Origin of the sequence: Pseudomonas spirodelae (assembly GCF_034653255.1) — a bacterium.
GTDB classification, from domain to species: Bacteria; Pseudomonadota; Gammaproteobacteria; order Pseudomonadales; family Pseudomonadaceae; genus Aquipseudomonas; species Aquipseudomonas spirodelae.
The window spans coordinates 76,202-95,790 of sequence record NZ_JAYEET010000009.1 but is presented as its reverse complement, the minus strand read 5'-3'; the positions used below and the strand labels follow the sequence as shown (position 1 = coordinate 95,790).

Genomic DNA, 19,589 nt, shown 5'->3' with positions numbered 1-19,589 from the left:
ATTCGGCCGGCTAGCCCGCTCTATCCACATCTACGTTGCGGCAATTGCATTCATTTTTGCTGCGCCGCCTGTCCCTGAGTCAGGGTCCACTGCAGAACATCGCGCGCCAGTTGATCGCCTACCAGGCCAAAGGCGCTGACCACGGCCGGCACTGAGGTATCGCTGGCGGCCTGGTTGGCCTCGAAGCGCTGGCTGGCGAGGATGCGCCGGCTGCTGCTGTCCACCAGGCGCGCCTCGAACAGAATGCGCACGACGGGGCGGCCGTTTTGGTATTCGCTGTTAAAGGCGCGCAGGTCACCGTCCAGTTCCAGGTCAGCTTGCAGGCGGCTTTCATCGCTGCTCACTGCTTTAAGGCGGCCGTCATCGCGGAAGGCGTCGACCAGGCGGTCGCGCAGCAGCAGTGGCGCGCGGTCGCTCCAGCGTACACCCTGGTAAGCGCTGATCTGATCACCTGGCGGCACGACGGCAATCCGCGTGCTGTCGAGTAATTGGCTGCTATACGGCGTGTTCACCCGTAAGGCCCAGTCGGCGCTGGCGGGTTGGCTGGGCAGGCTCGTGGCAGGCAGGCGGTAGGTGCTCAACACCTGGCTTTTCGGTAACACCGAGCAGGCACTCAGGCTGCCAAGCAACAGCAGGGCTGCGAGCAGGCGAAGAGGACTCATGGTTGAAACTCCTTGATGGTGTCGCTGCGCAGCAGGTAGCCGGCCGGGTCTTCCTCCAGGCGGCGGGCGAAGGCGCGCAGGCTGCTGAGGGTTTCGCGCAGTTCGATAATGGTTGGGCCGAGTTCGGCAACCCCCTGCATGCCGCCGTCGAGGGCGCTGCGGTTGGTGCTCAGCAATTGCTCGACGGTTGTGCTGCTGCGCTCCAGTGAGGCCATCAGACGGCTGGCGCTGTCCATCGCTTCGCGGCCCTGGTCGCTGAGCAGCTGGTTGGCGTTGCGCATCAGGTCGACGGCTTCCTGGCTGGCGCTGGTCATCTGTTGCAGGGCCTGGCGCAGCTCGTCGCGCTGGTCGGCCACGCTGGCGCTGGTTTGCTCGATGTTTTCCAGGGTGCGCGAAATGCGCCCGACATTTTCACGGGAGAACAGTTGATTGGCGCGGTCGAGCAGGCGGGTGATGCTGATCAGCATGTCTTCACCGTTGGCCATCAGGCGCGACAACGGCGAGGGGTCGGCGATGATTTCCACGCGTTTGTTGCCCTGGCTTTCGAGTATCGGGCTGTCTGGGCTGCCGCCGTGCAGCTGGATCAGCGCCGCGCCGGTAATGCCAGTAATAGACAGGCGGGCGCGGGTGTCTTGTTTGATCGGGGTATTGGCGTCGACCCGGATATGTGCGCGGACCTTGCGCGGATCCTGCGGGTCAAGACGCAGGCTGATCACGTCGCCCACCTTGATGCCGCTGTATTGCACCACGCTGCCTTTAGACAGGCCGCTGACTGCCTCGTTGAAGATCACATCGTAGTCGCGCAGGTCCTGGTCCGAGTTGGCTTTGCTCAGCCACAGGGCAAAGCCCAGCGCAGCGGCAACCATCAGTACGGCAAACAGGCCAATTAACACGTGGTGGGCACGCGGTTCCATTCAGTTTCTCCCTGGCGCGCCGTTGGCCGCCTGTTCGGCTGCGCGTCCGCGCGGGCCGTGAAAATAGTCGTGAATCCAAGGGTTATCGGTGGCGGCCACTACGTCCAGGCGGTCGGCCACCAGTACGCGTTTTTCCGCCAGCACAGCCACCCGGTCACAGATGGTGTAGAGCGTGTCGAGGTCATGGGTGACCAGAAACACACTGAGACCCAGCGCATCACGCAGGGTCAGGATCAGTTGATCGAAGGCCGCCGCGCCAATCGGGTCGAGCCCGGCGGTGGGTTCATCGAGAAACAGGATGTCCGGCTCCAAGGCCAGTGCGCGGCCCAGCGCGGCGCGTTTGATCATGCCGCCGGACAGTTCGGTGGGGTATTTGCCGCCGGCCTCGCGCGGCAGGCCGACCAATGCCAGTTTGACCTGGGCCAGGCGTTCGGCCGCCGGTCGCGTGAGGCCGGCATGTTCAATCAGCGGCAGGGCGATGTTCTCGGTCACCGTCAGCGAGGAAAACAACGCGCCGCGCTGGTAGAGCACGCCGAAGCGCCGTTCCAGTTGCGAGCGGCGCTCGGGCGGCAGGCTCAGCAGTTCTTCACCAAATACTTTCACCGTGCCGGCGTTGGCGCGGCGCAGGCCGAGAATACTGCGCAGCAGCACTGACTTGCCGGTGCCGGAGCCGCCGACCACGCCCAGCACTTCGCCGCGATACAGATCCAGCGCCAGGTCCTGATGCACGGTCTGTGCGCCGAAGCGGTTGACCAGATTGCGTACCTCGATAATCGCTTCGCCCGTCACCAGCCCATCTCCATCAGAAACAGCGCGGCTAGGGCATCGAGCACGATCACCACGAAGATCGACTGGACCACGCTGGAGGTGGTGCGTTCGCCCACCGACTGCGCGCTGCCCGTGACCTTGAAGCCTTCCAGGCAGCCGATCACCGCAATCAAGAAGGCGAATAGCGGCGCTTTGGCCATACCGACCAAGAAATGTTTGAGGGCGATGTTTTCCTGCAGCATGGCCAGGTACATGGCCGGGGAAATGTCCAGGCTCAGGGCGCAGACCACCGCGCCACCGAGGATGCCGCTGAGCATGGCGATAAAGGTCAGAATCGGCAGGGCGATCAGCAGGGCAAACACCCGCGGCAGTACCAGCAGCTCCATGGGGCTCAAGCCCAGGGTGCGGATGGCGTCGATTTCCTCGTTGGCCTTCATCGAGCCGATTTGCGCGGTAAAGGCGCTGGCGGTGCGCCCGGCCATCAGGATGGCGGTGAGCAGCACGCCAAATTCACGCAGGAAGGAGAACGCCACCAGGTCGACCGTGTAGATGCTCGCACCAAAATCGGCGAGCACCGTGGCGCCGAGAAAGGCCACCACCGCACCGACCAGAAAGGTCAGCAGGGTGACGATGGGCACGGCATTCAGGCCGCTCTGCTGCAAGTGGGCGACCAGCGAGGTGATGCGCCAGCGGCCGGGGCGCAGGACGATGGAGGCCATCGCCGCCAGGGTCAGGCCGATAAAGCCCAGTAGCGCGACACCTTGCTGCCAGAGCTCTGCCAAGGCTTGGCCGATCTGCCCGAAAAACTCGCGCCAAGCGGGTATGTGTTTGCCCGGCACGGCATCACCGGCCTCGGCAATGGCGCTGCCCACCGCTTGCAGCAAGGCGCGGCGTTCGCTGGCCAGGCCCGGTGCATCCTTGGCCAGCTGGGCCAGGCGCTGGCTGCCGAGTAATTCCACCAGCAACGCGGCACCGGCGGTATCCAGCGCGCCCAGGTCTTGCAGGTCAATGCTGGCCGCGCTGTGCAGGGTGCCCTGCAGCTGCAGCACGTTAGCTTCCAGGTGGGCGTAATGTGCCAACGTCCAGTCGCCACCGATGCGCAAGCCTGAGGGCGCATCCGTGCGGTTGGGTTCAAGCGGGGTGATATAGGGGGCTGTGCTCATGGGCACAGCTTAACCTTGTCGCGGGTATTGCGCCCATATTCACGAGGGGCTTGCATGATCACGCGGGTTCGCCGGGGCCGATTGATCGGCGCCCCGCGAGATGGTTATCAGCGCACGGTGGATGAGGGGCCATTGCGGCCCAGGAGAAGTGCTGCAGCCGTTGGCTGCAGCGGCGGGATTCAGCGTTTGAAATCGCGGGCGTCTTTGGCCCAGGTATCCAGCGCCGGGGTGATGTCATCGAGGCGCAGCTGGGTGCTGTCGTTCTCCAGCTGCAGGCCATGGCCTTTGCGCACCACGCGGACCATCGGCTTGCTATTGCTGCCATCGATGGCTTCCAGCTCAACATAAACTTCCGTGTTCAGGTCGCGCGTGCCGGCTGCGGTGCTGGCGGCCGCAGCAACCAGGGCAACAGGGATCACTTCATAAACCTTGAGCCCTTCCGGTGAGAGGTTCACCGCGGTGATTGCGCTGCGCAGTACCAGGGTGTCCCGATCGGCCTGCTCGACAATTCGCATCCGCCCTGCCAATTCAAGGCGTATGGCTTGCTGCAGGTAGTTGGCGATGTCATTCAAGGTTTGCTGGCTGACCTGCGCGCTGGGTGTAGGGGCGGGGTAGAACAGCGGTTTTTCTACCAGTACCGAGCTGTAATTAGCGAGTTGGAAGTCGGGCGCAACCCAGCGCATCACCGTCGCGCCGCTGGGCGACTGCGTGGGTTGCAGTTGTGAGTAGTCGCTGAGAAAGCCTGAATATTGCGAGGGGGCTGGGGTGTTGCTGGCGCAACCGGCCAGTAACACGCTGGCGGACAAGGCAAGGCCGAGGGTTTTGAGCATCATTGCGGTGATCTCATAAGGGCGGGTTGCCTAACTGTAGACCAGCCCTCAGCCGTCTCCACTGCAGGCCCTAGGTTTTGTGGAACACCAAGGCCTTTAGCGCACTGTCCGGCTGACTGTCTGGGAACTCCGGTGGGTTACTCAGGCGCTCGTCAAAACGCAGCTCAGGGGCCTCGCTGGCCATGGCTTGGATCAGGTAGTCGGGGCCGATCTCCGGCTCGTTGCTGCAGGCCAGCACTTTGCCATGGGCGTTGAGCAGTTCGGGCAGACGGCGCAGGACTTTTGGGTAGTCTTTGCTGAGCACGAAGCTGCCGCGCTGAAACGACGGTGGGTCGATGATGATCAGGTCGTAGGGGCCGTATTTGGCCACCTTGCCCCAGGACTTGAACAGGTCATGCCCCAGAAACACTACCTGGCTGAGGTCATGCTGGTTCAGCCGGTGATTGTCGCGGCCACGGCTGAGCGCCGCCTTGGCCATGTCTAGGTTGACCACGTGTGCGGCACCACCGGCCAGCGCCGCAACGGAGAAACCGCAGGTGTAGGCGAACAGGTTGAGCACGCGTTTGCCCGCCGCGTGTGCCTGCACCCACTGGCGGCCGTAGCGCATGTCGAGAAACAGCCCGGTGTTCTGCTTGCGGCCCAGATCGAGGCGATATTTCAGGCCGTGCTCGCAGATATCCCAGTGTTCAACCGGCTCACCGAGCAGCCACTGGGTTGGGCTTTCGGGCAGGTAGCGCTGCTGGAGTAAGAGGCTGTGTGCGCCGCTCTGTTGCCAGGCCGGGCTCTGGCTGAGGTCTAGCAGCATGGCTTGCAGCGCCTGCAGTTCGGCATCGCCCAGCGGTTTGAACAGGGCGACCAGCAGCACGCCTTGCAGCCAATCCACCGTGACCTGCTCCAGCCCCGGCCAACAGCGCCCGCGGCCGTGAAACAGGCGGCGGGTTTCCTCGGGCGCAGGGTCCAGGGCGATGAGCAGGTGCTGGTGCAGGGTGGCTAGGGCGTCGGGAGTCATGGCGTGCGGTCGGTCTAAGAAGGCGACGATTTTACAGGCAGCCGACCTGCTCGTGCGTGGGGATCGTTGTTGTCGATGAATGTTATCGGTAAAGGCGTTTGGTATTCGCCATGACAGCTGCCTAGCATGAGCGCTTTCCGAGCCACGTTGAAGGTACTCCTCCATGCATATCGATGAAGCCATCCGCAGCCGCCGCGCCGTCAAAGGCTATGACCCGGCATTTACCCTCAGCAACGCCGAGAAGGACGAACTGCTGCAACTGGCGCTGCATGCGCCATCGGCGTTCAACCTGCAACATGTGCGCCTGGTCGAGGTCAGCGACCCGGCCCTGCGTCAGCAGCTGCGTGAAGTGGCCTGGGGTCAAGCGCAGGTGACCGATGCCTCGATGTTGGTGGTGGTCTGTGCCCAAGTTGATAGCTGGGAGCAAAATGTCGGCCGCGTCTGGGAAGGTGCACCCGAGGAGGTGCAGGCCTATATGAGCGGTGCTATCGACACCTATTACCGCGACAAACCGCAGGTGCAGCGTGACGAAACCATGCGCAGTTGTGGCTTGCTGGCACAAACACTGATGCTGGCCGCGCGTGGCAAGGGCCTGGACTCCTGCCCGATGGATGGTTTCGATTTCGATGCCGTGGCCAAGCTGATCAACCTGCCGGCCAATCATGTGATTGCCTTGATGGTCGCGGTCGGCAAGAAAACCATCGAGCCGAAACCACGCATCGGCAAGCTGCCGTTTAACGAGGTGGTGCTGCGTAACAGCTTCTAATCGCTATTGGCGCTCACGCTTCACTCATTAGCGGGCGCCGCCTCGGTTATGCACAGCCGAAAGATGGGGTGACAAAAGCGCTGCTTGAGGTGACTCTGGCAAGCACGACGGGCTGGCAGTGAGTGGCCCGTCGTGCATAAGAAGAAGCCCAAGGAGCCCCCATGTCTGTTGAACATCTGGACGTTTTGATCATTGGCGCTGGCCTGTCTGGCGTCGGTGCGGCCTACCACCTGATGAAGCATTGCCCAGGCAAGCGCTTCGCCATCCTCGAAGGCCGGTCAGCACTGGGCGGCACCTGGGACTTGTTTCGTTATCCGGGTATCCGTTCCGACTCGGACATGTTCACCCTCGGCTACAACTTCAAACCCTGGACCCACCCGCAGGCCATCGCTGACGGCCCGTCGATCCGCCGTTATATCGAGGAAACCGCTCGGGAAAATGGCATTCAGGAAAAGATCCGCTTTCAGCACCGGGTGCTCAAGGCCGACTGGTGCAGCGAGCGCGCCATCTGGACTCTGCAGGTGCAGCGTGGCGAGGACGCCGAACCGCTCAAATTCAGCTGCCAACACCTGCTGATGTGCACCGGTTATTACCGTTACGAGGCGGGCTACACCCCTGAATTCAAAGGCCGTGAACAGTTCCAGGGGGTGTTTATTCATCCGCAGTTATGGCCGGAGGATTTCGACTACAGCGGCAAAAATGTCGTGGTAATCGGCAGCGGTGCAACGGCCGTCACCCTGGTCCCGGCGATGACCGACAAGGCCAAGCACGTGACCATGCTGCAACGCTCGCCGAGCTATGTGGTGAGCTTGCCGCAGGGCGATCCGCTTGCCGCTTTCCTGCGCCGCTTTCTACCGCAAACCTGGGTGTACCGGCTGGCTCGCACGCGCAATGTGGCCATGCAGATGGCGTTTTACAGCCTCGCCAAAGTCTGGCCCAGCCTGGTGCGCAAGTTGCTGCTGGGGCTGGCTAAGCGCCAGCTCGGTGCGGATGTCGACATGCGCCATTTCAGCCCGCGCTACAAACCTTGGGATGAGCGGGTGTGTGTCGTACCCAATGGTGACTTGTTCACGGCGCTGCGCGAAGGCAAAGCCTCGGTAGTGACCGAGCTCATTGATGGCCTGACCGCCAAGGGCATCCGCCTGAAAACCGGTGAGGAACTGCCAGCGGATGTGATCATCAGTGCCACGGGGTTGGAGTTGCAGCTGTTTGGCGGCATGCAGGTGGCGGTGGATGGTGTGCCCTTTGAGGCAGCCGAGAGCATGGGCTATCGCGGCATCATGCTGCGCGATCTGCCGAATGTGGCGGTGGTACTGGGTTACACCAACGCCAGCTGGACGCTCAAGGCGGACCTTTCCAGCGAGTATTACTGCCGCCTGATCAACCATATGGACGCCACCGGTATGCGCCAGTGCACACCGCGCGACCCGGCGCGGCAAGTAAAGGAAGCGCCGTTTCTCGACCTGGCCTCGGGCTATATCCAGCGCGCGGCCGGTAAGATTCCCAGTCAGGGTGACCGCGCACCCTGGAAGCTCTACCAGAACTACCTGCTGGATTTGGCGCTGCTGCGCTATGGCAAGATGGAAGACGATTATCTGGCGTTTAGTTCACCGCAGGTCGATCCAGCCAATGCCAGCGCCACAGCGGTCTAGACTCTACAGCTGTGTAAGCCAGACGCCATAGTTTGGTGGTGCGATATGCCTACAAGGATGTGGCCTAACATCGCTTCTATTACTGGCATTAGGCCGCTATTGTTTCGACCGTGTTAATGGATAAATGGCCGGGCGTGCCGGGTTGTTGCAGATGACGCCTTTAGAGGATGAGTGGAATGGAATCGCTTCAACAAGAGCAGCGCTATCTACCTGAGCTGCGGGCCCATATAGACCAGCTGCTGGCCAAGGGCTGGGTGATTGCCGGGCGTAATCCGTTGACACTGCAGTCCGGCCGCAAGAGCTACAGGGTCATGCACGGCATGCTGATTGGTGATGGTACGTTCTAGATTTGGCCAAGGTTTCCCGGGCCGCTGTCGATCATCGTTGATCGGCAGCGGCCTTTTTTCTAGCCATTACTTTCCGTCGGCGTTATTACGCTACAGATAGCTCAGTGAGGCTGGGCAATGGCGCTGATCTGTTCGATCAACCAATGCAGCGCCGGGTCGCGCTGGCGTTGGGCCAGGCTGATGATCTCCAGGTGAAACGGGCCGAGGGCGAACGGCAGCTCGAACAACTGCAACGGCAGCAAGCGGGCAAAGTGGCGCGCCAGTTGCGTCGGCAGCACCGCCGCCAACTCGCTGCTGGCAACCACATGCGCGGCCTGCAGGTAGTTGGGCGTGCTGTAGAGGATCTCCCGACACAAGCCCTGTTCGCCCAACCACTGGTCCACCATACCGCGGGTCTGGCCGCCGTGGACCCACAGGTGGCGCAGTTGCAGAAAGGTCGGTAGATCCATGGGGCCGGCCGCCAACGGATGATCACGGCGCACCGCCAGTTGCAGGGTTTCGCTCATCCAGTGCTGGCGAGAAAAGCGCGCGGGAATCTCCTCGAAGCGTCCCACCACCACGTCCAGCTCACCTTTATCCAGCGCTTCGGCCGGTAGGTTTGGCGTCAGGTGGCGAATGTCGATGCGCATGCCGGGGGCTTGCTGGCTGAGCTGCTCCAGTAAGCGCGGCATGCAGATCAATTCGACGTAATCAGTGACCGCAATATTGAAGTGCTGACGGCTGCTGGCCGGGTCGAACACCTCGCCGGCGTTGAGGCTCTGCTCGATCTGCTGCAGCGCGGCGCGTATCGGGGTTTCCAGTGCCTGGGCGCGCGGTGTCGGTTGCATGCTGCGGCCAACCCGTACTAACAGCGGGTCATCGAGCAGTTCGCGCAGGCGACTCAGGGCATTACTTACCGCTGGCTGACTGAGCGACAGGCGTTCGGCGGCGCGGGAGACATTCTGCTCGCGCATCAAGGCATCGAACACGCGCAGCAGGTTGAGATCGAAGGTTGAGATATTCATCTACTGAATACGACTTATCACAAGACTAAATTTCAAAAATAGTAACGCCTTGCCTATGGTGGCAGACGAATTTATTTCGCCCGTGCGGGTTTTCTGTCACCGCCACTAAGAGGATTGGCCATGAGCAAGGTAGTCAGCATTCAGCAGGTCGCCGTGATCGGCGCCGGAACCATGGGCCGCGGTATTGTCATGAGCCTGGCCAACGCCGGTCTTCAGGTGCTGTGGCTGGACAACAACCCGCAGATGCTCGAACAGGCTATGGCCGTGGTGGCCGAGACCAATGCGCATAACCTCAAGCTCGGGCGGATCAGCGCCGAACAGTCGGCCGCGCGCCTGGCTTGCGTCACCCCGGTAGGCGACTACGCCGCGCTGGCCGATGCCGACCTGGTAATCGAGGCGGTGTACGAGAACCTCGAACTCAAGCAGCAAATCTTCCGCACCCTCGACGCCACCCTGAAGCCGGGCGCGATCCTCGCCAGCAACACCTCGGCGCTGGATATTGATGCGATTGCCGCTGTGACCAAACGTCCTGAACAGGTGCTGGGGCTGCACTTTTTCAGCCCGGCGCACATTATGAAATTGCTGGAAATCGTCCGGGGCGAGAAAACCGCCCAGGCGGTGCTGGAGGCTGCCGTCGAGCTGGGTCAGCGCATTGGCAAAGTGACTGTGGTGGCCGGTAACTGCGACGGTTTTATCGGCAACCGCATGCTGCACACCTATGTGCGCGAGGCGCGCATGCTGCTGCTCGAAGGCGCCTATCCGCATCAGGTGGACGCCGCGTTGCAGGGCTTCGGTTTCGCCATGGGCCCGTTCCGCATGTACGACGTGGTCGGCATCGACCTGGAATGGCGCGCCCGTGAACTGGCCGGCAAGGGCCAGGATGATCCGGCGGTGCAGGTGGATAACCGTCTGTGCGGCCTTGGCCGGTTCGGGCAGAAGGCGCGCATGGGTTATTACCGCTACGCCGAAGGCAGTCGCCAGGCCGAGCATGACCCTGAGGTGGATGCGCTGGTGCTGCAGGTGTCCGAGCAACTGGGCTTCGTCCGCCGCGAGATAGGCCCCGAGGAGATTCTCGAGCGCTGCCTGCTGGCGCTGGTCAACGAAGGCGCGAAAATCCTCGAAGAGAATATTGCGGCCAACAGCCACGACATCGATCTGGTCTACCTCAATGGCTACGGCTTCCCGGCCGACAAGGGCGGGCCAATGACGTGGGCCGACAGCCAGGGTGTGGCGGCTATTCATGACCGCTTGAAGACGCTACAGGCGGCGTTCGGTGAGCACTGGCAGCCGGCGACGCTGATTGAAAAACTGGCGGCCAGCGGCCAGCGTTTCGCCGACGTGCAGGAGGGCCGGGTATGAGCTATCAAGCCCCGCTGCGCGATATGCGCTTTGTGCTGCATGAACTGTTTGATATCAGCAGCCACTGCGAACTGCTCGGTAACGGTCTCGATCGCGAGCTGATCGACGGCGTGCTGGAGGAGGGCGCGCGTTACACCGCCGAGGTGGTGGCCCCGCTTAACCGCAACAGCGACGAGCAGGGTTGCCAACTGCGCGACGGCCAGGTGAGCACCCCGGATGGTTTTGCCGAGGCCTATCAGCAATATGTCGATAACGGCTGGGCGAGCATGACCGGGCCGAGCGAATACGGCGGTCAGGCGCTGCCGCAGATGCTCGCGTGTAACTTCCACGAGATGCTGATGAGCGCGTCGCTGTCGTTTCGCGTGTACTCCGGGCTGACAGAAGGCGCGGTGCTGGCGCTGTACAAACATGGCAGCGACGCGCTGAAAAGCGCCTATTTGGAGAAGCTGGTCAGCGGCCAATGGGCCGGCACCATGTGCCTGACCGAACCGCAGGCCGGTACCGACCTGGCGCTGCTGAGAACCCGCGCCGAGCCGCAGGCGGATGGCAGCTTTAAGGTTAGCGGCAGCAAGATCTTTATCAGCGGCGGCGAGCAGGACCTTTCGGAAAACATCGTTCATCTAGTGCTGGCGCGTCTGCCGGATGCACCGGCCGGGGTGAAGGGGATATCCCTGCTGCTGGTGCCAAAATTTATTGCCGCTGCCGACGGCTCGCCGGGTGAGCGTAATGCGCTGTCCTGTGGGGCCATCGAACACAAGATGGGCATCAAGGGCGCGTCCACCTGCGTGATGAACTTCGACGGCGCCACTGGCTGGCTGGTTGGCGAAGCCAACCAAGGCCTGGCCTGCATGTTCACCATGATGAACGACGCGCGCTTTCAGGTCGGTCTGCAGGGCCTCGGCATCGGCGAAGCCGCCTTCCAGGGGGCGCTGCGTTATGCCCGCGAGCGCTTGCAATCGCGCGGCTTGAGCGGCGCTGTGGCGCCTGGAAAAGCCGCCGACCCGATCATCGTGCACCCGGATGTGCGGCGCATGCTGCTGACCCAGAAGAGCCTGGTTGAGGGCAGCCGTATGCTCGCCGCTTACTGCGCGCGCGAGCTGGATCTGCAGCACGGCCATCCTGATGCGGTGCAACGTAAGGCCGCCGGCAAGCGTGCGGCGTTGCTGATCCCGATCGTTAAAGCCTTCTTCACCGATATGGGCCAGGAAGTCGCCAGCCATGCCGTGCAGGTGTATGGCGGCCACGGTTTTATCCGCGAGTGGGGCATCGAGCAACTGATGCGCGACAGCCGCATCACCCAGCTGTATGAAGGCACCAATGGCATTCAGGCGCTCGACTATATGCGCCGCAAGGTGCTCGGTGACGGCGGTGCCGAACTGTCGGCACTGCAGGCTGAGTTCAGTGAACTGTGTGATGCGCACGTCAGCCGGCCGGCCCTGGCCGCACTGGCTAAAACCGTGCAGGCGCGTCTGGGCGAATGGCGCGAGCTGAGCAGCGAAGTGATTGCCGCCAGCCAGCGCGATGTGCAGGAGATCGGCGCGATGTCGGTGGATTTCCTCCAGTATTCGGCCTATCTGCTGCTGGCCGGCTTTTGGCTGCAGGCCGCTGTGCGCGCGCAGGACGCACTGGAGGCGGGTAGCGGCGGGGCGGCGTTTTACCAGGCCAAGTTGCAGGCGGCTGATTTTTATTTGCGCAGAGTTCTGCCGCGTGCCAGCGCCCATCGCGAGGCGTTGCTCGGCGGTGCGGCCTGTTTGATGGCGATGGATGAGGCGAGCTTTGCGTTCTAAAGCGCGTAGGCTGAGTTCAAGACGCCCATAACCTAATTACAACAAGAGGACGCCCCATGCTGCCCTTTAGCTTTGCCACCACTGCGCAGATTCTCTGCGAAATCGGCGCGTCGCGGCGCTTGGCCGAACTGTGCCGGGAGCGCGGTGCGCAGCGGGTGCTGATCGTCACTGATCCCGGCATCAGCAAGCTGGGTTTGCTCGACGAGGTATTGCCCGGTTTTGCCGCAGCGGATGTAAATGTTGAGGTGTTCGATCAGGTGGTGGCCGACCCGCCGGAGTCCATCCTGCTGGCGGCGGTTGAACAGGCCAAGGGGCTCAAGGCGCAGCTGATCGTCGGCTTTGGCGGCGGCAGTTCGATGGATGTGGCCAAGCTGGTGGCGCTCTTGGCGCACCCTGAGTGCAGTCAGGCGTTGGCGCAGATGTACGGGGTTGGCAACGCTCGGGGCCCGCGCCTGCCGCTGATCCTGGTGCCGACCACTGCCGGCACCGGTTCGGAGGTCACGCCGATTTCCATCATCACCACCGGGGCAACCACCAAGATGGGCGTGGTTTCGCCGTTGCTATTGCCCGACGTGGCCGTGTTGGATGCTGAGCTGACCCTAGGCCTACCGCCGGCGGTTACAGCCGCCACCGGTATCGATGCCATGGTCCACGCCATCGAGGCCTATACCAGCGCGCTGAAGAAGAACCCGCTGTCCGATCTGCTGGCCCGCGAAGCATTGCGCCTGCTGGCGAGCAATCTGGATGAAGTGGTGCACAACGGCGCTAACCGCGAGGCGCGTCAGGCCATGCTGCTCGGCTCCTGCCTGGCCGGGCAGGCGTTTGCCAACGCGCCGGTGGCGGCGGTGCATGCGCTGGCGTATCCGCTGGGCGGGCACTTTCATATTCCCCACGGCCTGAGTAACGCATTGGTGTTGCCGCATGTGCTGGGCTTTAACGCCAGCGTGGCCGCGCCGCTGTATGCCGAGCTGGCGCCGCTGGTGTTGGGTGATGCCCTGCGTGCTGGCAGTGCGCTGCAGCAGACCGAGCAGTTGATTGCCGCCTTGGCCGACTTCAGCGTGCGCAGCGGCCTGCCCACCTGCCTGCGTGATGCCGGTGTGCCGCAGGATATGCTGCCGACCCTGGCCCGCGATGCGATGTTGCAGCAACGCCTGCTGGTGAATAACCCGCGCGAGATGACCGAGGCCCATGCACTGGCCATCTATCAGGTGGCCTATTAAGGCTGTCTGGTACCTGTAAGCGATCTCGACTTGTAGGAGCGGCCTTGGCCGCGATTGGCGGTCGAGGTGCCACGGAAAATCGCGGGCAAGCCGGAGTGCCGCCCAGCCGTTCCTACAAAAGCATGGGCGCTTGTGCTTCCCGCTAACTACAAGGATTCCCGATGAGCCAACCCCAACACCTGCGTAGTGATTACCGGCACTTCCAGCCGATCACCACGCGCTGGCACGACAATGATGTCTACGGCCATGTAAACAATGTCACCTACTACAGCTTCTTCGACAGTGCGGTGAACACCTACCTGATCGAGGTCGGCGGCCTGGATATTCATAACGGCGCTGTGGTTGGCTTTGTGGTCAGCTCCAGCTGCGACTACTTCGCTTCCATCGCCTTCCCCGAGCGCATCGAGATCGGCCTGCGCGTTGGCAAGCTGGGTAACAGTTCGGTGCAGTACGAGCTGGCGGTGTTCAAGGAAGGTGAGGATGAGGCCTGCGCGGCGGGGCGTTTCGTGCACGTTTTTGTCGATCGCAGCAGCAACCGCCCGCTGAGTATTCCCGAGACCCTGCGCGCGGCGCTGACGCTGTTGTTGATCGAGCCGGCTATCTAGGCAGCGCTTTTACACGGCCGCTGCGTTAAAGCAGGGTGGCGCTCGGCGCTTCCTGCACAACCAAAAAAGCCGCTGGTGAGCGGCTTTTTGCTGTCTACACGGGCGACTCAGTGGTGCCTGTGTTTTCTATGCTTTTTATGTTTCTTGTGTTTGTGGTCGTGGTAATGGCCACGATCGTGACGACGGTCACCATTACTGCCGCCGGCGTATTCATTGGCCAGCGCGCCACCGGCTGCGCCGCCCAGGCCTGCACCGATGAGTGAGCCGGTGCTACCGCCGACCGTATTACCCAGTACCGAGCCACCGGCGGCACCCAGCCCGCCGCCCAGTGCGGCTTCAGTCTTGTTGCCGTCGCGCGCGGTTACTACGCCGCCGGCTGCGCCACCCAGGCCCGCGCCAATCGCAGCGCCGGTGCTGCCGCCAACCTGTTGGCCAATTACATTACCTAAGACTCCGCCAAGGCCGCTGCCGATGGCGACCTTGCCGGTATCGCCAGCCACGGCCAGGGGGCAGACCAAGGCGCTGAATATCAGCGCAGAACATAATTTACGCATACGGCAGACCTTCTTGATGTCAGTAGGATGCGGATCTAAGCCTTTGGTTTTAAAGGGTGAAGTGTCCGCTCCCAGTCTTAGAGTCAATTGCAGGAAAAAATTCCCTGCCGTTGGTCGCCGCTGTGATCGCCGCCACACAAGCCGAGGTTAAACAATGCGCGCCTCGGCGTGATGGGCTTGCAAACGGATCGCCACGTACTTCGAGGTCGGGGTGAAACTGCCCGCGCCAAAGCTCTGCAGCGGCACCAATGGATTGGCCTCCGGGTAGTACGCCGCGGCCTGGCCGGCGGGAATGTCGAAGGCCAATAGGGTGAAACCAACGACCTTGCGCTCGATGCCGTCATCCCAGATGGACTGAATGTCGACCTTCTGCCCCGGCTGAAAGCCCAGGCGCAGGATGTCGGCTTCATTGACGAACAGCACCTGGCGCTGGCCTTTGACCCCACGGTAGCGATCATCCAGGCCATAAATGGTGGTGTTGTACTGGTCGTGGGAACGCAGGGTTTGCAGGATCAGGTCCGGCGTTTGCCCGGTGTTGCGTACCTGCGGTGGCAGCAGGTCGGTGGGCAGCGGGTTGGCCTTGAAGTTGGCCTTGTGGTTGGCGGTCAGCCAGCGGCGTTCGCCGGCCGCATTGCCCAGGTAGAAGCCGCCAGGGTGCTGCACGCGCTGGTTGAAGTCGCTAAAGCCGGGAATGGTGTCGGCAATCAGCTCGCGGATGCGGCTGTAATCGGCAATCAGCGCGTCCCACTCGACGGGATGGTTACCCAGCGTGGCCTTGGCGATACCGGCAATGATCGCCGGCTCCGAACGCATTTGTGGCGACAGCGGTTCAAGCTGGCCGTATGAGGCGTGGATCATGCTGAATGAGTCTTCCACGGTCACCGCCTGCGGGCCATCGGCCTGGTGGTCGATATCAGTACGACCGAGGCACGGCAGAATCAGCGCATCCGTACCGGTGGTTAGGTGGCTGCGGTTGAGCTTGGTGCTGATCTGCACGGTCAGTGCGCAGCGGCTCAGTGCGATATGGCTGCGCGGGCTGTCCGGGGTGGCTTGGGCGAAGTTGCCGCCCAGGCCGATAAACACCTTGGCGTGGCCATCGAGCATGGCGTTGATCGCCTCAACCGTGTTGTGGCCCTGCGCGCGCGGTACCTGGAACTGGAAGCGTTGCTCCAGCGCATCGAGAAAGGTCGCAGACGGCCGTTCGTTGATGCCCATGGTGCGGTCGCCCTGCACGTTGCTGTGGCCGCGCACGGGGCACAGGCCGGCGCCGGGCCGCCCGAGATTGCCGCGCAGCAGCTGCAGGTTGACGATTTCCTGGATGGTCGCCACCGAGTTGTGGTGCTGGGTGATGCCCATGGCCCAGCAGATGATCACCCGTTCGGCGCGGCGGTAGAGCAGGGCCGCGTGCTGCAAATCATCCAGGCTCAGGCCGGACTGCTCGACCAGCGACTCCCAGCTACTGGCATCCAGCAGCGCCAGGTAGTCATCCACGCCGTCGGTGTGTTCGGCAATAAACGCCAGGTCGAACACCGCCGGCTCGCCATTGGCCAGTGCTTCGCGGTGCCACTGCAGGAGGAATTTGGCCATGCCGCGCAGCGCGGCTAAATCACCGCCCAGGGCTGGGCGGAAGAATGCGGTGTTCAACGGCTCGGAGCCGTTGGTGAGCATTTCCAGGGCGTGTTGCGGGTGCTGGAAACGTTCCAGGCCGCGCTCTTTTAGCGGGTTGAAGCACACCACCTGGGCGCCACGTTTGACTGCCTCACGCAGTGGCTCAAGCATGCGCGGGTGGTTGGTGCCGGGGTTTTGCCCGAGCACGAAGATCGCATCACTGTGTTCAAAGTCGGCAAAGGTCACGCTGCCCTTACCTACACCGACGCTCTGGCCGAGGGCCACGCCGCTGGCTTCGTGGCACATGTTTGAGCAGTCAGGGAAGTTGTTGCTGCCAAAGGCGCGGACAAACAGTTGATACAGGTAGGCCGCTTCGTTGCTGGCCCGGCCCGAGGTGTAGAATTCAGCCTGGTTGGGGCTTTCCAGCTGTTTCAGGTGCTCGGCGATCAGGGCAAAGGCGGCGTCCCAACTAACCGGCAGGTAATGATCGCTGGCGGCGTCATAGCGCATCGGTTCGGTCAGGCGGCCCTGGTATTCAAGCCAGTAATCGCTCTGTTCACGCAGCTGGCTGACGCTGTAACGGGCGAAGAAGGCAGCATCCACCCGGCGTTTGGTGGCTTCCCAGTTGACCGCCTTGGCGCCGTTCTCACAAAACTTGATGTGGCCGTCTTCCGGCGAGTCGCCCCAGGCGCAGCCGGGGCAGTCGAAACCGCCGTGCTGATTGGTCTTGAGCAGGGCACGGAGATTTTTGAACGGCTGCTTACTGTCCAGCCAGAAGTGCGTGACGCTGCGTAGCGCGCCCCAGCCGGCAGCGGCGCCTTTGTAAGGTTGATAGCGTGGCTTGATCGGTTGCAGGCTCATGGCTGTTTGGCTCCGGGCGCTGCAGGGCTGTAAACCCGTGGTGCGCTCTGCTGGGGAATATGGATCAGGTTGAGGTTGTGCTGACGTGCCCACTGCACGCTCAGGCTGGTCGGTGCGGAAAGGCTGACCAGGGTGCCGATACCCGCGCGCAACGCCTTGTGGATCAGCTCCAGGCTGCAGCGGCTGGTGACCACGGCAAAGCCCAGGCGCAGGTCTTCACCGCCGCGGTGCAGTGCGCCGAGCAGCTTGTCGAGGGCGTTATGCCGGCCGATGTCTTCGCGGCACAGGCGGATCTGCCCCTGAGCATCGACAAACAATGCCGCGTGCACCGCGCCGCTGTGACGGGCCATGGTTTGTGCTGTTTGAATGCGCTGACGCAGGCCCTGCAGGTGAGCCGGGGCGGGCAGTGGGCTGGGCGGCAGGTTTTGCAGCTGCGGCAGCGCCTGTTCCAGTGCTTCGACCCCGCACAGGCCGCAGCCGCTGTTACCGGCCAAGGTACGGCGCTGCTGCTTGAGCGCCCAGAAGGCGCGGTTGCTGACCTGCACCTCGGCACTGATGGCGCTGTCATGCTGCTGAAGGCTGATGTCGTAGATCTCATCGAAGCTGTCGATCAGGCCGGCGCTCAGGCTGAAACCGTAGATAAAGTCCTCAAGGTCGCTGGGCGAAACCATCATCACGCTGTGGCTGATGCCGTTGTAGCTGATTGCCAGGGCCGTCTCACTGGCCAGCACGGCGGCGCCGTCCTGCTGGCTATCTGCCAGTTCGACATAGCTGTAAGTGGGCGCTGGCAGTAATGTCGGCGCGCTGGGTGGCGGGCTGGTGGGCGCGTGGCGTGGCATGGGCAAGACTTCCCGGCACGGAGTTGTTGCTCCAGCCTAGGCCGCTGCGTCAGGTGAGTCTAATTGCTGTTGCCGATCTAGTGATCGATGCGGTCTATCAAAGCTTCAAGTTCGGGCCTTTCAGCCCGCAGCTACGGGTAAAAGCTTGTGCGCTTCGGCAAAACAGGCTTCGGCTAGGGCCGAGCGGGGCGCGCTGCGGCGCATGATCAAGCCCAGTGGCGCGAGGGTGTGGGCGTCTTCGATGGGCGTCAGCGCCAAGTGTTCGGTGAACTCTGCCAGGCCGCTGTTGAGCGGCATGATCGCGCAGCACAGGCCAGCGCTAACGGCTTGCAGCAGCTGGTGCACGGCATCGGTTTCCAGTCGTGGGCTGGGCGTCAGGCCACGCGAGCGGAAGCTATGGTCGATCGACTGGCGAAAATGCATGCCCGCCGAGAGCAGGCCCAGCGGCAGTTCGATCAGGCTTTCCCAGCGCAGGGCCGGCCGGGTGAACTGGAAGTGCCGGCGGTCGTACAGCAGGCCCATGCGCGTTTCGGCCAGCTCCAGGCTGTCAAAGTGCTCGCGGTCCAAGCGGTCGAGGTAGGACAGGCCGAGGTCGAGCTGATTACGCCCGAGGCGTTCGAGGATCTGCTCGCTGCTCAGGGCAAACAGCTGGAAGCGCAGCCCAGGATGCTGCTCAGCGAAAAACTGCACCAGGCGCATCGGGTCGAAACCGGCCAGCGGCACCACACCCAGACGCAAGGTGCCGACCAGCTGACCACGGCAGGCCGCCGCTTCCGCATACAGGCCGTCATGCGCGGCCATCAGGCTGCGCGCCCAAGCCAGAATACGCTCGCCTTCGGCGCTGAACCCCTCGAAGCGCTGACCACGACGCACCAGTTCCAGGCCCAGCTCGTCTTCCAGCTGGCGCAGGCGCATCGACAGGGTCGGCTGGGTGATATGGCAACGGGCGGCTGCCTGGCCGAAGTGACGGGTTTCATCCAGGGCGATAAGGAACTTCAGCTGTTTGATATCCATGATGTGTCCTAAACCCTGAATTGCGCCGATTCTAGCAGGCGCCTGATGGATGTCTGGCGCTGAATCGGCCCTGCAACGCCAGCGCCGTTGTCACGAATCAGGGGCTAGACTTCGAGCTCCGGGCAGCGTTGCCCGGCCACTTTCCAAGGAACAAGAGGACGCCTTATGAGTCTGTTTGCCTTTGTCAAAGAAGCCGGTACGAAACTCTGGGAATCACTGGTTGGCCAGGAGGCCCAGGCGGCCGAATCGCTGACGGCGCACGTTGCCAAGGTGGGCTTGGGTAATCCAAATATTCAGGTCAGCGTCGAAGGTGAGAAGGTCATCGCCCGTGGTGAAGTGGCCAGCCAGGAGGAAAAAGAGAAAATACTCCTGGCCCTGGGCAACGTCGCTGGTGTGGCCGAAGTGGAAGACCATATCAGCGTGACCACGCCGGCACCGGCGGCGCGCTTTGTCACGGTGAAGAAGGGCGACACCCTGAGCGCGATTGCCAAGGCCGAATACGGCAATGCCAATGCTTACCCGAAAATCTTTGAAGCCAACAAGCCGATGCTCAGCCATCCGGACAAGATCTATCCGGGCCAGGTGTTGCGTATTCCCGAGGAATAAACGACGTGTTTGTCGGGCGGC

19 protein-coding genes are annotated in these 19,589 nt (G+C 62.6%); 8 read left to right on the top strand and 11 right to left on the bottom strand.

Translation table 11 applies throughout. The features are described from left to right. Window positions 1–50 precede the first annotated feature (50 nt). The 6 genes from SOP97_RS04050 to SOP97_RS04025 form a co-directional block, all read right to left on the bottom strand. The gene (locus SOP97_RS04050) at window positions 51–662 is read right to left on the bottom strand and encodes an ABC-type transport auxiliary lipoprotein family protein (protein WP_322948295.1); all 612 of its coding nucleotides are present in this window, start codon (window positions 660–662) and stop codon (window positions 51–53) included. Continuing rightward, the gene (locus SOP97_RS04045) at window positions 659–1,576 is read right to left on the bottom strand and encodes an MlaD family protein (RefSeq protein WP_322948294.1); all 918 of its coding nucleotides are present in this window, start codon (window positions 1,574–1,576) and stop codon (window positions 659–661) included. Before SOP97_RS04045 ends, SOP97_RS04050 begins: the two co-directional genes overlap by 4 nt. Continuing rightward, window positions 1,577–2,365 carry an ABC transporter ATP-binding protein gene (locus SOP97_RS04040; protein ID WP_322948293.1) on the bottom strand — a complete coding sequence of 263 codons (789 nt, stop codon included), beginning with the start codon at window positions 2,363–2,365 and terminating at the stop codon, window positions 1,577–1,579. Beyond that, on the bottom strand, window positions 2,362–3,507 hold the full coding sequence (locus SOP97_RS04035; protein WP_322948292.1) for an MlaE family ABC transporter permease: 1,146 nt from the start codon (window positions 3,505–3,507) through the stop codon (window positions 2,362–2,364). The genes SOP97_RS04040 and SOP97_RS04035 overlap by 4 nt, the downstream gene beginning before the upstream one ends. Window positions 3,508–3,686: 179 nt before the next feature. Next, window positions 3,687–4,340, bottom strand: coding sequence for a DUF3313 domain-containing protein (locus tag SOP97_RS04030; protein WP_322948291.1), 654 nt, complete (start codon window positions 4,338–4,340; stop codon window positions 3,687–3,689). Between the two features lie 67 nt (window positions 4,341–4,407). Then, on the bottom strand, window positions 4,408–5,346 hold the full coding sequence (locus SOP97_RS04025) for a class I SAM-dependent methyltransferase (protein WP_322948290.1): 939 nt from the start codon (window positions 5,344–5,346) through the stop codon (window positions 4,408–4,410). Between the two features lie 163 nt (window positions 5,347–5,509). On the opposite strand from SOP97_RS04025, the gene SOP97_RS04020 reads away from it, so the two are divergent. The 3 genes from SOP97_RS04020 to SOP97_RS04010 all read left to right on the top strand — a co-directional run bounded on the left by SOP97_RS04020 (window position 5,510) and on the right by SOP97_RS04010 (window position 8,111). Then, a complete protein-coding gene (locus SOP97_RS04020; protein ID WP_322948289.1) occupies window positions 5,510–6,112 on the top strand; it encodes a nitroreductase family protein in 603 nt (200 codons plus the stop codon). Window positions 6,113–6,273: 161 nt separating this feature from the next. After that, window positions 6,274–7,764 (top strand): flavin-containing monooxygenase, encoded by a 1,491-nt coding sequence (locus SOP97_RS04015; RefSeq protein WP_322948288.1) that lies wholly within the window; start codon window positions 6,274–6,276, stop codon window positions 7,762–7,764. 176 nt (window positions 7,765–7,940) lie between these two features. Further along, window positions 7,941–8,111, top strand: a complete 171-nt coding sequence (locus SOP97_RS04010; RefSeq protein ID WP_274087093.1) for a hypothetical protein — start codon at window positions 7,941–7,943, stop codon at window positions 8,109–8,111. Window positions 8,112–8,212: 101 nt separating this feature from the next. Here SOP97_RS04010 and SOP97_RS04005 read toward each other — a convergent pair whose 3' ends face one another. Beyond that, window positions 8,213–9,115, bottom strand: coding sequence for a LysR family transcriptional regulator (locus tag SOP97_RS04005; protein ID WP_322948287.1), 903 nt, complete (start codon window positions 9,113–9,115; stop codon window positions 8,213–8,215). A 120-nt stretch (window positions 9,116–9,235) separates the two neighbouring features. Between SOP97_RS04005 and SOP97_RS04000 the strand changes: the two genes are divergently transcribed. The 4 genes from SOP97_RS04000 to SOP97_RS03985 all read left to right on the top strand — a co-directional run bounded on the left by SOP97_RS04000 (window position 9,236) and on the right by SOP97_RS03985 (window position 14,086). Further along, window positions 9,236–10,474 (top strand): 3-hydroxyacyl-CoA dehydrogenase, encoded by a 1,239-nt coding sequence (locus SOP97_RS04000; RefSeq protein WP_322948286.1) that lies wholly within the window; start codon window positions 9,236–9,238, stop codon window positions 10,472–10,474. Beyond that, entirely contained in the window at window positions 10,471–12,261 is a 1,791-nt protein-coding gene (locus tag SOP97_RS03995; protein ID WP_322948285.1) for an acyl-CoA dehydrogenase C-terminal domain-containing protein, read from the top strand. The genes SOP97_RS04000 and SOP97_RS03995 overlap by 4 nt, the downstream gene beginning before the upstream one ends. 56 nt (window positions 12,262–12,317) lie before the next feature. Further along, window positions 12,318–13,481 (top strand): iron-containing alcohol dehydrogenase, encoded by a 1,164-nt coding sequence (locus tag SOP97_RS03990; protein WP_322948284.1) that lies wholly within the window; start codon window positions 12,318–12,320, stop codon window positions 13,479–13,481. Between the two features lie 161 nt (window positions 13,482–13,642). Beyond that, entirely contained in the window at window positions 13,643–14,086 is a 444-nt protein-coding gene (locus SOP97_RS03985; RefSeq protein WP_322948283.1) for an acyl-CoA thioesterase, read from the top strand. Between the two features lie 107 nt (window positions 14,087–14,193). Here SOP97_RS03985 and SOP97_RS03980 read toward each other — a convergent pair whose 3' ends face one another. From SOP97_RS03980 to SOP97_RS03965, 4 genes are all read right to left on the bottom strand, one after another. Further along, on the bottom strand, window positions 14,194–14,640 hold the full coding sequence (locus SOP97_RS03980; RefSeq protein WP_322948282.1) for a glycine zipper domain-containing protein: 447 nt from the start codon (window positions 14,638–14,640) through the stop codon (window positions 14,194–14,196). Window positions 14,641–14,787: 147 nt separating this feature from the next. Further along, a complete protein-coding gene (locus SOP97_RS03975; RefSeq protein WP_322948281.1) occupies window positions 14,788–17,109 on the bottom strand; it encodes an FdhF/YdeP family oxidoreductase in 2,322 nt (773 codons plus the stop codon). Next, window positions 17,106–17,954: a formate dehydrogenase accessory sulfurtransferase FdhD gene (gene fdhD / locus SOP97_RS03970; RefSeq protein WP_411912021.1), complete on the bottom strand. Its 849-nt coding sequence runs from the start codon at window positions 17,952–17,954 to the stop codon at window positions 17,106–17,108. Before fdhD ends, SOP97_RS03975 begins: the two co-directional genes overlap by 4 nt. Before the next feature lie 114 nt (window positions 17,955–18,068). After that, window positions 18,069–18,962, bottom strand: coding sequence for a LysR family transcriptional regulator (locus SOP97_RS03965; RefSeq protein ID WP_322948279.1), 894 nt, complete (start codon window positions 18,960–18,962; stop codon window positions 18,069–18,071). Window positions 18,963–19,127: 165 nt separating this feature from the next. On the opposite strand from SOP97_RS03965, the gene lysM reads away from it, so the two are divergent. After that, complete coding sequence (gene lysM, locus SOP97_RS03960) at window positions 19,128–19,568, top strand: peptidoglycan-binding protein LysM (protein ID WP_322948278.1); 441 nt, start codon at window positions 19,128–19,130, stop codon at window positions 19,566–19,568. The last annotated feature ends 21 nt before the right edge of the window (window positions 19,569–19,589 follow it).